Source organism: Pseudomonas sp. BW7P1 (assembly GCF_024981055.1).
In the GTDB taxonomy this organism is placed as follows: Bacteria; Pseudomonadota; Gammaproteobacteria; order Pseudomonadales; family Pseudomonadaceae; genus Aquipseudomonas; species Aquipseudomonas bananamidigenes.
This window is the reverse complement of sequence record NZ_CP103374.1, coordinates 4,173,929-4,185,901: the sequence shown is the minus strand read 5'-3', so window position 1 is coordinate 4,185,901 and position 11,973 is coordinate 4,173,929. Positions and strand designations below refer to the sequence as shown.

The 11,973-nt window shown below is 62.3% G+C and carries 17 protein-coding genes; all 17 read left to right on the top strand.

Features of this window, described 5'->3' with window-relative positions; all coding sequences use genetic code 11:
* Window positions 1-5: 5 nt before the first annotated feature.
* The 17 genes from NWV16_RS18765 to NWV16_RS18685 are packed head-to-tail and all read left to right on the top strand — an operon-like array spanning window position 6 to window position 11,972.
* Window positions 6-458: a phage protein gene (locus NWV16_RS18765; RefSeq protein ID WP_065257744.1), complete on the top strand. Its 453-nt coding sequence runs from the start codon at window positions 6-8 to the stop codon at window positions 456-458.
* Window positions 458-670, top strand: coding sequence for a TraR/DksA C4-type zinc finger protein (locus NWV16_RS18760; protein WP_102685930.1), 213 nt, complete (start codon window positions 458-460; stop codon window positions 668-670). The genes NWV16_RS18765 and NWV16_RS18760 overlap by 1 nt, the downstream gene beginning before the upstream one ends.
* A complete protein-coding gene (locus tag NWV16_RS18755; protein ID WP_260520277.1) occupies window positions 667-963 on the top strand; it encodes a hypothetical protein in 297 nt (98 codons plus the stop codon). The genes NWV16_RS18760 and NWV16_RS18755 overlap by 4 nt, the downstream gene beginning before the upstream one ends.
* On the top strand, window positions 960-1,493 hold the full coding sequence (locus NWV16_RS18750) for a lysozyme (protein WP_260520276.1): 534 nt from the start codon (window positions 960-962) through the stop codon (window positions 1,491-1,493). The genes NWV16_RS18755 and NWV16_RS18750 overlap by 4 nt, the downstream gene beginning before the upstream one ends.
* The gene (locus NWV16_RS18745) at window positions 1,493-2,008 is read left to right on the top strand and encodes a lysis protein (RefSeq protein ID WP_260520275.1); all 516 of its coding nucleotides are present in this window, start codon (window positions 1,493-1,495) and stop codon (window positions 2,006-2,008) included. Before NWV16_RS18750 ends, NWV16_RS18745 begins: the two co-directional genes overlap by 1 nt.
* A complete protein-coding gene (locus NWV16_RS18740; RefSeq protein ID WP_260520274.1) occupies window positions 2,005-2,295 on the top strand; it encodes a putative phage tail assembly chaperone in 291 nt (96 codons plus the stop codon). The genes NWV16_RS18745 and NWV16_RS18740 overlap by 4 nt, the downstream gene beginning before the upstream one ends.
* 23 nt (window positions 2,296-2,318) lie before the next feature.
* On the top strand, window positions 2,319-2,459 hold the full coding sequence (locus NWV16_RS18735; protein ID WP_039013052.1) for a DUF6890 family protein: 141 nt from the start codon (window positions 2,319-2,321) through the stop codon (window positions 2,457-2,459).
* Window positions 2,460-2,464: 5 nt separating this feature from the next.
* On the top strand, window positions 2,465-4,450 hold the full coding sequence (locus tag NWV16_RS18730) for a phage tail tape measure protein (protein ID WP_260520273.1): 1,986 nt from the start codon (window positions 2,465-2,467) through the stop codon (window positions 4,448-4,450).
* Window positions 4,447-4,764, top strand: coding sequence for a DUF2590 family protein (locus NWV16_RS18725; protein WP_065257737.1), 318 nt, complete (start codon window positions 4,447-4,449; stop codon window positions 4,762-4,764). Before NWV16_RS18730 ends, NWV16_RS18725 begins: the two co-directional genes overlap by 4 nt.
* Window positions 4,761-5,933 carry a baseplate J/gp47 family protein gene (locus NWV16_RS18720; RefSeq protein ID WP_260520272.1) on the top strand — a complete coding sequence of 391 codons (1,173 nt, stop codon included), beginning with the start codon at window positions 4,761-4,763 and terminating at the stop codon, window positions 5,931-5,933. The genes NWV16_RS18725 and NWV16_RS18720 overlap by 4 nt, the downstream gene beginning before the upstream one ends.
* Window positions 5,930-6,454, top strand: a complete 525-nt coding sequence (locus NWV16_RS18715; RefSeq protein WP_260520271.1) for a phage tail protein — start codon at window positions 5,930-5,932, stop codon at window positions 6,452-6,454. The genes NWV16_RS18720 and NWV16_RS18715 overlap by 4 nt, the downstream gene beginning before the upstream one ends.
* 9 nt (window positions 6,455-6,463) lie before the next feature.
* Window positions 6,464-8,143, top strand: a complete 1,680-nt coding sequence (locus tag NWV16_RS18710; RefSeq protein ID WP_260520270.1) for a phage tail protein — start codon at window positions 6,464-6,466, stop codon at window positions 8,141-8,143.
* An 8-nt stretch (window positions 8,144-8,151) separates the two neighbouring features.
* Window positions 8,152-8,859: a hypothetical protein gene (locus NWV16_RS18705; protein WP_260520269.1), complete on the top strand. Its 708-nt coding sequence runs from the start codon at window positions 8,152-8,154 to the stop codon at window positions 8,857-8,859.
* A complete protein-coding gene (locus NWV16_RS18700) occupies window positions 8,856-9,779 on the top strand; it encodes a hypothetical protein (RefSeq protein WP_260523552.1) in 924 nt (307 codons plus the stop codon). Before NWV16_RS18705 ends, NWV16_RS18700 begins: the two co-directional genes overlap by 4 nt.
* Window positions 9,776-10,321, top strand: coding sequence for a DNA-binding protein (locus tag NWV16_RS18695; protein ID WP_260520268.1), 546 nt, complete (start codon window positions 9,776-9,778; stop codon window positions 10,319-10,321). The genes NWV16_RS18700 and NWV16_RS18695 overlap by 4 nt, the downstream gene beginning before the upstream one ends.
* The gene (locus tag NWV16_RS18690; protein WP_065257731.1) at window positions 10,318-11,022 is read left to right on the top strand and encodes a hypothetical protein; all 705 of its coding nucleotides are present in this window, start codon (window positions 10,318-10,320) and stop codon (window positions 11,020-11,022) included. Before NWV16_RS18695 ends, NWV16_RS18690 begins: the two co-directional genes overlap by 4 nt.
* Window positions 10,995-11,972 carry a hemagglutinin repeat-containing protein gene (locus tag NWV16_RS18685; RefSeq protein WP_260520267.1) on the top strand — a complete coding sequence of 326 codons (978 nt, stop codon included), beginning with the start codon at window positions 10,995-10,997 and terminating at the stop codon, window positions 11,970-11,972. Before NWV16_RS18690 ends, NWV16_RS18685 begins: the two co-directional genes overlap by 28 nt.
* Window position 11,973 lies beyond the last annotated feature (1 nt).

Here is an 11,973-nt window from a genome sequence, read left to right as displayed (position 1 = left end):
GCCCCATGGCAAAGATTGGCGGCAAGAACTTTGACGTGAACCTGGGCGACATCGCGCTGCACGTTGAAAGCTGCACCCTGGACATCACCGACAACTCGGCAGTGGCCCAAACCCGTGGCGTGCCGGACGGCTACGTGGACGGCGACGTCGCCGCCGCCGGCGAACTGGAACTGGACAGCACCAATTTCAACTTGCTGGTGGATGCCGCCCGCTCGGCGGGCAGTTTCCGAGAGCTGAAACCCTTTGACGCGGTGTTCTTTGCCAAGGCCGGCGAGGACGAAGAAATGCGCGTGGAAGCATTCGGTTGCCGGGTGAAGGTCTCCAGCCTGCTGTCGATCGATCCCAAGGGCGGCGAGAAGAGCAAACACAAGGTGCCGTTCGACGTCACCAGCCCGGATTTCATCCGCATCAACGGCGTTCCGTACCTGGCCGCTGCTGAAACCGAGGGGCTGCGCTGATGGTGGACTGGTTCGACCGTGCCCAGGAGCTGGAGCAACGCCAACGTGACCAGGCGATCAAGGCCCAACTGAGCAAGCCCGTGCCGGTCGGGCCGAGCCTGACCCATTGCCAGGACTGCGACAAACCAATCCCGCCGGCGCGCCAGGCGCACGGTGGCATAACCCGGTGCGTCCCGTGCCAGACGGACGTCGAGAAGAGTAAACGCCGATGACCACTGAAACTTCGCGTCTGGGAACGCTGGAGCGGCAAATCGCCGTGATCGAGCACCGCATGAACGAGTTTGAAGGTCGTCACGACACCGTGCCGACTCGCGTGACCAAGCTTGAGCAGCAATTCGAAAACATGACTGGTCAGCTCAAGGAACTGAACAAGGGACAGCAGGCGTTGACCCTGGCGGTCAACGTGATCGGCTCCAAAGTCGGGCGCTTGCTGACCATCCTGACGCTGGTTGGCGCCGGCCTGCAGATGGTGGTGCCGGCACTGTTGCGAGTGTGGTTCCCATGAGCCTGCGCGGCAGGATCATGGCCGGCGTGATCGCGCTGGCCAGCACCCCGTTGGTGATCTTTCTGGGCACCTGGGAAGGCAACGGCCAGAACACCGTTTACGCGGACAAGCTCGCCGGCGAACTGCCCACGGTGTGCAAGGGCATCACCCGGTTTACCAGCCCGTACCCGGTCGTGGTCGGCGACTACTGGTCGCCCGCCAAGTGCGCCGAGGTCGAGCAACTGGTGATCCGCAAAACGCAGCTGCAGTTGGCCGAGTGCATCACCAACCCGAACGTGGGCCAAAACACCTTCGACGCACTGACCAGTCACGGCCACAACTTCGGCGTGACCAGCACCTGCGCCAGTCGAGCGGTCGCGCTTATCAACGCCGGACGCATTGCAGAAGGCTGCAAAGCCCTGGCATGGGCACCGGACGGCAAGACGCCGGTATGGGCCTTTGTGACTGATGCCAAGGGCCAGAAGCGCTTTGTGCCGGGCCTGCACAACCGCCGGCTGGCCGAATCCCGCCTGTGTGCGGAGGGTCTGTAATGCTGCGCGAGGCCTTGTTTCTGGTCGTGTTGTGCCTGGTTGCCTGGACCGGTTTCGACACGCTCAAAGGCCAGCGCGACGAAGCCAGGCGCGAGCGCGACAGCGTGAAATGGGAGGCCAGCGGCCTGCGCGAAGCGGCACGCATCAGCGGCGAAATGCTCGCCGAGCGGGACGCGATCGACCAACGAAACACCAAGGAATTGATTGATGCACGCACTGAGAACGAACGCCTGCGCGGCGCTGTTGGCAATGGCACTGGCCGGCTGTACGTCAGCGCCACCTGTCCCGCCTCCGGATCTGTGTCCGCCAACGCCGGCACCGCCCGCGTGGCTGATGCAGGACGCGCCGAACTCGCTGCAGACGCTCGACCGGATTATTTCACCCTCCGAGATCAACTCACCCAAAGCCGGCAAATGATCGTCGGACTGCAGCAATACGTCCGTGGCGTGTGCCAGCGAGCGCCCGCGCACCAGGACACCACTTTTTCCAACCTCAAAAAGAGCGATACCCCATGAGCCAACAAAACACCGAAATCACCCTGGAAGTCGGCGAAAACGAATTCACCTTCAACCTGACGCCGGCGGATGTGACCAAGTATTTCAACGCGCTGACCCAAACCAACAAGGTCGCCCCGGGCAATAACCTGCTGATGAACACCGTGCTGCAGGATCAAAAAACCGTGTTGAAACCGTTGCTGGCCAACCCGGTGATGGTGATGCAGCTCGCCGGTGCGCTGCTGGAGGAATACGCGCCCAACGTTGAGGTGATCGTAAAAAAGCGCTCGAGCACGCTGAGCGCCTGAGCGAAAACGGACTGGGCCAACTGATGGCCCTGACGAACCGCTGGCTACCTGGTGCCGAACCCACGCCCGAGGCGATGGGCACGGCCAAGTGGCTGGAGGACGAACACTGGAGACGCATGGAGTTTGCCGTGGCTAACGGCATTGCCCTTGCGCTGAACGGGTAACGATTTTGGCAGACCGTAGCGCCAGCCTGGCTTTCATTCTGAGCCTGACCGATAAAGTCACCGCGCCCCTGGGCAAGGTGAAAATGGGCTTTGCCGAGCTTTCCGATCAAAGCGAGAAGCACATTAAGACGATCGGCCTGGGCTTGGGCGGTCTGACTGCAGGCGTGGTCGCCATCCGCGAATCCATGGAACCGGCGCTGGAAGTCAACCGCGCTCTGGGCGACGTTCGCTCGCTGGGCGTGGCCGAAGACGCGCTGGCGGCGCTGAATAGTAAATCGCTGGAGTTCGCGGTGAACTACGGCGAGAACGCCAAGGACTTTGTGGCGTCCGCGTATCTCATTGAGGGCGCCATAAAGGGCCTTGCCGGCAACCAGCTGGCGACGTTTACCAACACCAGCAACCTGCTGGCCAAGGCCACCAAGACCGACGCCGAAACCATGGGCGAATACGTCGGCACGCTCTACAACCTGCAGAAGTCCCAAGCCGATGCGATGGGGAAGGGCGCGTGGGTGGAAAAACTCGGCGGCCAGACGGCGCTGGCGGTGCAGCTGTTCCGCACTAGTGGCGCAGCCATGAAAGACGCCTTCAAGGAAGCCGGGGCGATCGCCACGACTTCCGGCGTCGACCTGGCTGAACAGATGGCGGTGATCGGCACGCTGAGCAGCACCATGGAGGGCGGCGACGCGGGCGGACGCTACAAGGCGTTTTTCGAGAACATCGGCGCCGCCTCGGAAAAGCTCGGGATGAAGTTCACCGACCAGCAGGGCAAGGTGCTGCCGATGATGTCCATCCTGGACAAGCTCCAGGGCAAGTTCGGCGACCTGACCAGCGCCTCCGCCGGCGCCAAGCTGATGGAGGCCTTCGGCGGCGAAGGTGCCCAGGTGATCGGCGCGCTGGCCAAGGACACCGATCGGCTGCGCAACGGCATCGAGCAACTGGGCAAAGTGCGCGGGCTGGAGAACGCCGAGCAGATGGCCCGGGCGATGGTTGATCCCTGGCAGCAATGGGCGTCCCTGGTCGAGGTCATGCGAACCGTGTTTGGCCAGGTGCTGATCCCGGTGCTGTCGCCGTTCATGACCAAGATGGTGGACATCGGCAAAACCCTGGTGCGCTGGTCGCAGCTGTTTCCGAACATCACCCGCGTGGTCGGCATCACTGCGCTGTCGATCATGGGCATCGTCGCCGCGATGTCGGCCCTGACCATGGTGGTGGGCATTGCGCGCATGACCTGGCTGGGGATGCTGACCGTCTGGAAAGTCTTCCAACTGATGGGGCTGCGCACCGTCGCGGTGTTCATCCTGCAGAAGCTGGCCATCCTGGCTTACGTCGCCGTGATCTACACGCTGAGCGCCGGCCTGGCGCTGATTCGCGGCGCCATGATGCTTTGGCAGGGCGCGATCTGGCTGGTCAACGCGGCACTGTTGGCCAACCCGGTGGTGTGGATCGTGGTCGGCATCGTTGCCCTGGTCGCCGCGATCGCTGCAGCCGTCTACTACTGGGACGAATGGACGACGGCCCTGATGAATACCGCCGCGTTTCAAGCCGTTTCCGAGACGTTCCAGAAGCTGTCCGACTGGTTCAACTCAATGGGCGGATGGTCAGGCATGGCCAAGGCCGCGTGGGACAGCATCGTCGGTATTTTCACCAAGGCCGTTAACGGCGTGATCGAGCTGCTGAACAGCATCCCCGGCGTGAACATCGAAGCGCGCTTCGGCGGTTTGCCCGAGGTGCCAGGCGTCGACGCCGCTGCCAGTGCCTCCGACACCGCCAACGCTGCGCAGAAAGCCCAACAGACCATCAACGCGGCAATCCCCAGCCTGTCGCCGGCGCGTCCGTCTGCAGTGCCGCCGGGTGGCCTGCTGACCAGCATCCAGAACAACAACAGCAGCCAGAACAAGGGAACTCATGTGGAGAACGTGACCATCAACACCGGTAAGCCGATGACCCCGCTGGAGATGGAAAACATGGTCGCCATGGCGGTGGGCGGATGAGCGAATACGTGGATCTGCTGATCGTTGGCAACGACCTGGCGCTGGATCCGTCGCACCAGCCGCTGCTGGTCGATGACCGCGCCTGCATTGCCCAGGACATCGCCCATATGATCCGCGACAGCGGGCTGCTGGTGACGCTGGTGGCCGAGCGCGATCGCCTGCGCCAACGCGACTGCATTCAGCAGATGGAGCTGCTGGTGGAGGACGACGTGCGTCTGGTGCCAGGGACGGCGCGCATCACGGAGCAGGCGCCGGGCGTGTACCTGGTCACTGCCAAAACCATCAAATTCGGATCGATTGAGGTCAGCCTGTGAGCGTCGATTTTAAAAAGGTGATCGCCGATGCCGGCATCCCGACCACCGAGGCGGGATTGAAGGCCGCGTGGGAAAAAGAGGTCGAGGCCCAGGGCGCCAAGGTGGCCAACACCAGCAGCTATTCGCCGTTCTGGCGGGTGATGACTGCGCTGGTGACCAAGCCGGTACTGTGGCTGCTGGATTTCCTGTGCCTGACCGTACTGCCCAACTTCTTTGTGAAAACAGCGGTCGATGCTTGGCTGGACACGCTGGCATGGGCGGTCAACGTTGAGCGTAAAGGTGCGACCAAGGCCCAGGGGAAACTGCTGTTCACCCGGGCTGTTCCGGACGGCGTGCTGCAGCTGGAAAAGGGCATTGTGGTGCAGTCTGCCGCGATCAACAGCAACGTTTATCAACTGGTCACCACGGCGCCGGCGACGTTCCAGCAGGGCCAGTTGCAACTGGACGTTCCGGTCGAGGCGATCGAGGCCGGCAGCGGTTTTAACCTGGCCCCGGGTTACTACGCGATCCTGCCGGTGCCGATCCCTGGCATTGTCCAGGTGGTGAACAAAGACGGTTGGCTGGCTTCACCAGGTGCAGATCCGGAACCCAACGACCAGTTGCGCCTGCGCGTGCGTAACCAGTTCTCGGCGGTTAACCAGTGGCACACCGACGCGGTGTATCGTGCCATGATTTCCGCCTTCCCGGGCGTGCGTCCGGATGGCGTGTACTTCGAACATGGCGCACCCCGTGGGCCGGGCAGCGCCAATGCCTACATTCTGTTTGATGCCGGCGTGCCGGCGGCGACATACCTGGAGCAAATCAACGCGCACATTCGCGACCAGGGCAACCACGGCCATGGCGACGATCTGCTGGCAATGGTCATGCCCGAAGTCCCGGCGACAGTGACGCTGTGGCTCTGGCCCAAGCCGAACTTGAGCGCCGAGCGAATCAGCGCCCTGGTGAAAGAGGTCGAGCTTTTCGTGCGGGCGGCGTTTCGCGAAAGCACCGCGACCGACTACCAGCCGACGCTGACTTATCCACAGTCGCGATTCAGCTATAGCCGCCTGAGTGAAGAACTCCACCAGCAGTTCGCCGATGTCGCTTCCCTGCGCTTTCTACCCGGCCAGGACATCATCAGCGGTCTGAACATTCCGCGCCTGGGCCAGTTGAAGGTGACGGCGCAATGACCAAGCTGAAATTACCTTTCTGGCTGGGCGGCACCGAGCTGGCCAAGTTGTTGGCCGCTGCACAGTCCTGGTGGGAAACCGTCTCCGGGTGGCTGCGCTGGCCCTATTCACAGATCGATCCCGATACGTGCCACCTGAGCATCCTTGAGCTTTGGGCTTGGCAGCGTGACGTAACACGCTTCGCCGGCGAGCCGGAAAGCCTGTTCCGGTTGCGCGTGAAATACGCCTTCGTCAACTCGATCGACGCCGGCAGTACCGCCGGCATGAAACGCATTTTCGAGCGCCTGGGCGTCGGTTACGTGGAGATCGAGGAACGCCAGCCCGACCGGGACTGGGACGTCGTGTTGTTGAAGTTCAGCAACGCGCAACTGTCGCTGAACCCGGAGCTGCTGCGCGTGTTGATCCAGCAATACGGTCGGACGTGTCGGCGCTATGACTTCGTGACCATCACCCCTGTGGGCCTGCAAGTGGGCCTGATCGACTTCAACGACGACCAGCAGACGCTGGTCGCCAGCCTGTAGGAGCGCATTGTGAGCGCCAGTATTACGTTGGCCGGAGAAGGCCAAATTGCCCTGAAACAAAGCCAGAAAAAGCCCCTGGTCATTACGAAGTTCATTTTCGCCAACGTGCCCGGTCTGGCCACCGAAGCGCCCGTGGATCGCGCTGCCGGCAAACCTCCGGTGGGACAGATCGTCCACGTTCACGACATCCCCAAGGAAAACGCGGGGTTCGTGAATCCCAACCAGGTCGTGTACAGCGCCCAAATCGGTTCGGATATTGGCGACTGGGATTTCAACTGGATCGGCCTTGAGGACGCGGACGGCCTGCTGTTCGCGGTTTCCTATGTGCCGTTGCAACAGAAACGCAAAAACATCCCGCCGCTGCAGATCGGCAACAACGTCACCCGCAACTTTCTGGTGGCCTTCGACGGTGCCCAGGCGCTGACCGGCGTAAAGATCGATGCCAGCACCTGGCAGCATGACTTTACTGTGCGCCTGGCGGGCATCGACGAACGTCAGCGGCAGATCAATGGTGATGTCTATGGCCGGGCGTGCTTCTTTGGCGCCGGCTTCAAAATTGATTGGGTTAACGACTCGTTCCAGATGAACCCAGGCGGCGCCTATATCGCGGGGATTCGTGTCGTGCGGTCAACCCCGTTGAAGATCGAACCGCCGAGTTACCCCACAGTCGCCTGGCTTGATGTCGCCCTGAAGCGTGAATTCAACGACGTTGTGGCCAGCTACACCATCGTGTTCGGAGCCAATCGTACCGATTACACCGACAGCGCCGGCGTGGGCCATTACTGCGTTCCCCTCGCCGAGATCCCCAACTCTTCCATTGCGCTGGATATGCGCGTGGTCGAGCCAATCGACGCTTCGCTGATTACTTACCTTGCGGCCAGAAACGGCGACTACCCGCGCCTGCGCGCCCGAGGCACAAAGAAAGAAGACGTCGGACTGAGCAATGTTCCCAACGCAATCAGCGACGACCCGGGCACCAACAGCAGCCAGATCATTGCTTCGACCGCTGCGCTGAACAAGCTGCAGCAACAAGTCGGGGACTCGATGACGGGGATGGTCGCCGCATTCGATATGACCAGCGCACCGCCGGGATGGTTGAAGTGCAACGGCGCCGCCATTTCGCGAACTACCTACGCGAAGCTCTTCGCCGTGATCGGCACCCGCTACGGCGCCGGGGACGGCGTGAACACCTTCAACGTGCGCGATATGCGCGGCAAGTTCATTCGAGCCTGGAGCGACGGCGGCACTGTGGATGCTGGCCGGGCGTTGGGCAGTGAACAGGCCAACCAAAACCGCTCGCACACTCACGCGGCGTCGACTTCCGGAGCCGGCGCACATGGTCACGGCGGACATATCGATGCCGCCGGCTGGCACGGACACTCGGCCTGGACAGCAGGCGCGGGCGAGGGAAACACCCAAATTCTGATGGGCAACCAAGGCATCAACGTCGGCGGCAACCAAGCCGGGTCGGTGATGGGTTCCAGCTCCGGGGGAGCCTTCTGGCGAGAGTTCGGCAGCTCCCACGCTGCGCACACCCACGCCGTCGGCATCAATGGTGACGGTGTCCACACCCACGGCCTGAACATCTATGCCGCCGGCGACCACGTCCACGGTGTCACGGTCGGCGCAGACGGGGGCAATGAATCCCGTCCGGACAACGTCGCATTTCTCGTCTGCATCAAATACTGAGCGCTCATATGAACCGAAAAATCGTCTATCAAACCAACTCTTTCGGTCGTTACGTCGGCACGACCGAGGCCGAGGCCTGCCAACTGGAACCCGACGTTTTTCTGATCCCTGCAGGCTGTGTGGAAATCCCGCCGCCGGAAGAACCGGAGCACAAGGCCGCGTGCTGGATCGATGGAAAGTGGCAGCTGCTGGATTTTTTCCAGGGCGTGACCGCGTACAACATCAAGACCGGGGAGCCGTTGACGCTCGATGGCTTCGCGCCAATGCCCAGCGGTTACACGCTCAAGCAGCCAAAGCCGCTTCAAGTCTGGAAAAACGACCACTGGGTCGACGACACCGCCGCGATACTGGCCGCGCTACATGAGCAGAAAAAGCAGGAAATTCACCAGGCCTGCGCCCTGTACACCGAATCGGGCTTCGTTTCTCAGGCGTTGGGCTGGCCGTTTCATTACGACAGCACACTGGTCGATCAGATCAATTTGACCGGTTCCATTCTCTCGGGTCTGCCCGCCGATATCGCCTGCACCGACATGGAGCAGCACAAGGCTTTCAGAACCCACACCACCGAACAACTGCGCGATGTTGGCCAAGACCTTTTCCGTTTCAAACAGGCGGCGCAATTGCACGCAGAAAACTTGCGCCAAGCGCTGGCCAAAGCGTTCAACGAGCAAGACAGCAAAGCGATGGACGCCATCAAATGGACACCGCCAGAATGACCTGGTCACCGGTGACGATGCGCTGGCCGGAGCAGGCCACGCAGTGGATGGGCGGGCTGTCCGCCGCCAAGGATCTGGCCACTGGCGAGCTGGCCAGCACCGCGCAACGGCTGGCCGGTTTGAGCGGCTTGGCCAACACCAATCCGGGGCCGGTCGGTGATGCCGCGAAAGGCGCCATTGAAGCCGGACGCACTGCGCTGGCAGAACAGTTGGGCCAGGTGCCGTCGTGCCTGGTGGTCACGCCGTTTCAGAGCGGCATTGGCCAGGGCAAGGGCTATCAGCGCTACCTGTCGGCGCCGAACGTGCTGGAACACCTGGCCAAAAAACTGGAGGACGCCACCGACGCGGGCCGTCCGGTCGGGCGGCAATATGCCCTGTCGATTCTGTTCCTGGGGACGCGCCTGGAGCAGCTGGCCAGCGGCCTGTCGCGCTTCAACGCATTGTTGCCAATCGGCGACCTGGTGCGAACCGAGCGGCGCGCCCAGCACCTGATGAAACTTGAGAGCGACAAGTGGGAGATCCCCGGCGCCGGCCCGCTGCCGCGCTGGCAAGGACTGCCCCTGGAGCGCTGCACGGTGGTTAAGGCTGCCAAGCAATCGATGGCCGGCCAATTGGCCGTGTTGGAGGGTTACGCCGCCGACAGTTCGCCGTTGGGTGATCTGGCGGCGCTGGCCGCTCGCAAGGCGGCACAGCAACAAGGCCGGGATCAACAATTGACTGATCTGAAAAACCTCCTGGCTGGGGGCAACCCCGACGTCAGCATACGGGCGCGCCTGATTGGCCCCGGCAACTCCAGCGAGCTGCGCCAGGAGCTGCTGAGCGGCGACGCACCGGGGCATGAGTGGGTGCAATGTGCCGGCCTGCTGCTGGTGGGCACGCAAAAGGGGTTGAGTTTTGTACGGGAGCTGGTGGGCCTATGACGCTGTTGCTCGATGGGCAAAAAGTCCAGGGGAAGAACCTCAAGGTCACCGCCAACCTGCGTATCGAAAGCGGTGACATGTCGGGGCAGACCAGCAACACCGACAAGGCGCACAAGGGTTTTAAGCCCAAAACGTTGGCCGTCTCGCTGATGATCCCTTTTGTTGATCGGGTGCAGTTGACTGACTTGATGCGTCTGGCCGAAGCCACGGCGAGCGGCGGCGAGCTGCATTTTTATCGCGTCGTGAACGACACCGCCGAGGCGTTCGGCGTGCGCCAGGTGGAGTTTTCCGAAGGCGTCAGCGCTCGGGAAGCCGACAACCTGAAAGCCTGGCTTGTGCAGTTCACGCTGAGCGAGCGCGAGTCGAACCCCGAAAAGGTCGAGGGTCGGCGTGCCGGCAACAAGGTCGACGCCCAGGGCGCCCCGGGAAGCGCGGTCGGTGAGGGAGGTAGTAACTCAGGTTCGAGCGACAACCCGGAGTTGAGCGGCTTTGAAAAGGTGCTGGGCCGCGTCGACAAGTGGCTGGGGAGTGAGCAGACGTGAAACTGCACAAAGTTCTGTCGATCAATGGTGCGCCTGTTCGCCTGGTCAAGGAAGACGTTCGGCTGGACGCCACCAGTCCAGGGCGGGCGAACTTCACCGTTCAGTCTGCTGAGCCGCTGAAAGGTTTGGTGACGCTGGATATCGGCTACAACGACCGCACGCTGCAGCGCCACTTCATCGGCTACGTCGAGCGTTGCACCGCCGCCAATGCCAAAGAGCAGGTGCTGTTCTGCCGTGAACTGGCTGCTGTGCTGGCCAACCCGCTGCCGCTGAACCTGCGTCACGTCGATCTGCGCGCCGTGCTGGCTGCCATCAGCGAGCAGACAGGCCTGCGCTTTCGCGTACCCGATCGGCCGTACGCCGGCGTGAAGGCACCGTACTTCTACAGCCTTGCTGCCGGATACCAGGCCATGGACAGCCTGGCCCGAGTATTCAGTATTCCCGACTTCACCTGGCATCAGCTGGGCAACGGCGAAGTGTTCGCCGGCAGCTGGGCCGACAGTTTTTTCGGCGCCCGGGCGGCGCTGCAGATCCCCACGGAGCTGTTCGACGGCTACCAGGGCAACCAGAGCGCAATGGTCGCGGCCCTTCCTGGCCTGCGACCGGGTGCAACGATCAACGCCGGCGAACGTGTCACCAGTGTGGCACTCGCCAATGACCAGATGGCCATCCGATGGAAGACGCAATCCGCCGCGCAGTAGAGCGCCAATTTCCCGAACTCACCGGCGGGTATCACCTGCCGCGCTTCGCCCGCGTCACCGCCGTGGCCGATGCTCCGGCGGATGCCGGGATCTGTGACGACTTTCGTCCGCGCTATGCCGTGGATATTGAAGTCCTGGGCGCCGACGACGAGCCAGATCCGGCAATGCCGCCGCTGACCGGCGTCCCGCTGCCACTGCCCACCGGTGGCGAGGACATGGGCATTTACGCCTTTCCGGAGGAAGGCACCCGCGTCGTGGTGTGTTTTGCCTACGGCCTGCCGAACAAGCCCTACATTCAGTCGATCCTGCCGCACGGCCTGAGCATGCCCAAGGTGCCGAAGGGTGACCAGGTGTGGCAGTACAGCGGCACCGCCCAGCAGCGCGTCGACGCGGACGGCAACTGGTTACGCCAGACCGATGGCAAGATCCGGGATCAAGCAATCGAGCGCGAGGTTGAAGCCTTGGACAACCGCGAGCAGTTCCAGAGCCACACGCGGGAAGTAGACGACCACTCGACCGAGACGGTGGGTGGTGTGAAAAAGATCGAAGCGCTGGGTGCGCTCAAGCTGCTGTCGGGCGGATCGGCCAGCATAGCGGCGGTGGGCGATCTGCATCTGGCGACCGGACGGGATCTCAACTTGGTCGTGGGTCAGAAGTACAACGCCACGGTAGGTGGGGATCTGCAGGAGCGGATCGAGGGCTTACGCGAGAGTGTCGTGAGCATCAGTCAGCGGATGCAGGCGCCAAAAAACTGGATCGGTTCGCAAGGTGTCAACTTGTTTCAGGTGGTTTGCGACATGCTCGACCTAATACAGCAGATGAACCTACAACTGGCTACACACACTCACGTGCCGGGGCCAACTCCAAGCCCAGTGGACGCAGCCGCGTTCACCTCGAAAGCTGCACAAGCATTAGCGCTTTCGGCAAAGCTAAAACCTATTACTATTTAAT

Excerpts from the sequence above, each read along its gene's own strand:
- NWV16_RS18765 (WP_065257744.1), top strand. The coding sequence starts at position 6 with ATGGCAAAGATTGGCGGCAAGAACTTTGACGTGAACCTGGGCGACATC.
- NWV16_RS18760 (WP_102685930.1), top strand. The coding sequence starts at position 458 with ATGGTGGACTGGTTCGACCGTGCCCAGGAGCTGGAGCAACGCCAACGT.
- NWV16_RS18755 (WP_260520277.1), top strand. The coding sequence starts at position 667 with ATGACCACTGAAACTTCGCGTCTGGGAACGCTGGAGCGGCAAATCGCC.
- NWV16_RS18750 (WP_260520276.1), top strand. The coding sequence starts at position 960 with ATGAGCCTGCGCGGCAGGATCATGGCCGGCGTGATCGCGCTGGCCAGC.
- NWV16_RS18745 (WP_260520275.1), top strand. The coding sequence starts at position 1,493 with ATGCTGCGCGAGGCCTTGTTTCTGGTCGTGTTGTGCCTGGTTGCCTGG.
- NWV16_RS18740 (WP_260520274.1), top strand. The coding sequence starts at position 2,005 with ATGAGCCAACAAAACACCGAAATCACCCTGGAAGTCGGCGAAAACGAA.
- NWV16_RS18735 (WP_039013052.1), top strand. The coding sequence starts at position 2,319 with ATGGCCCTGACGAACCGCTGGCTACCTGGTGCCGAACCCACGCCCGAG.
- NWV16_RS18725 (WP_065257737.1), top strand. The coding sequence starts at position 4,447 with ATGAGCGAATACGTGGATCTGCTGATCGTTGGCAACGACCTGGCGCTG.
- NWV16_RS18715 (WP_260520271.1), top strand. The coding sequence starts at position 5,930 with ATGACCAAGCTGAAATTACCTTTCTGGCTGGGCGGCACCGAGCTGGCC.
- NWV16_RS18705 (WP_260520269.1), top strand. The coding sequence starts at position 8,152 with ATGAACCGAAAAATCGTCTATCAAACCAACTCTTTCGGTCGTTACGTC.
- NWV16_RS18700 (WP_260523552.1), top strand. The coding sequence starts at position 8,856 with ATGACCTGGTCACCGGTGACGATGCGCTGGCCGGAGCAGGCCACGCAG.
- NWV16_RS18695 (WP_260520268.1), top strand. The coding sequence starts at position 9,776 with ATGACGCTGTTGCTCGATGGGCAAAAAGTCCAGGGGAAGAACCTCAAG.
- NWV16_RS18685 (WP_260520267.1), top strand. The coding sequence starts at position 10,995 with ATGGAAGACGCAATCCGCCGCGCAGTAGAGCGCCAATTTCCCGAACTC.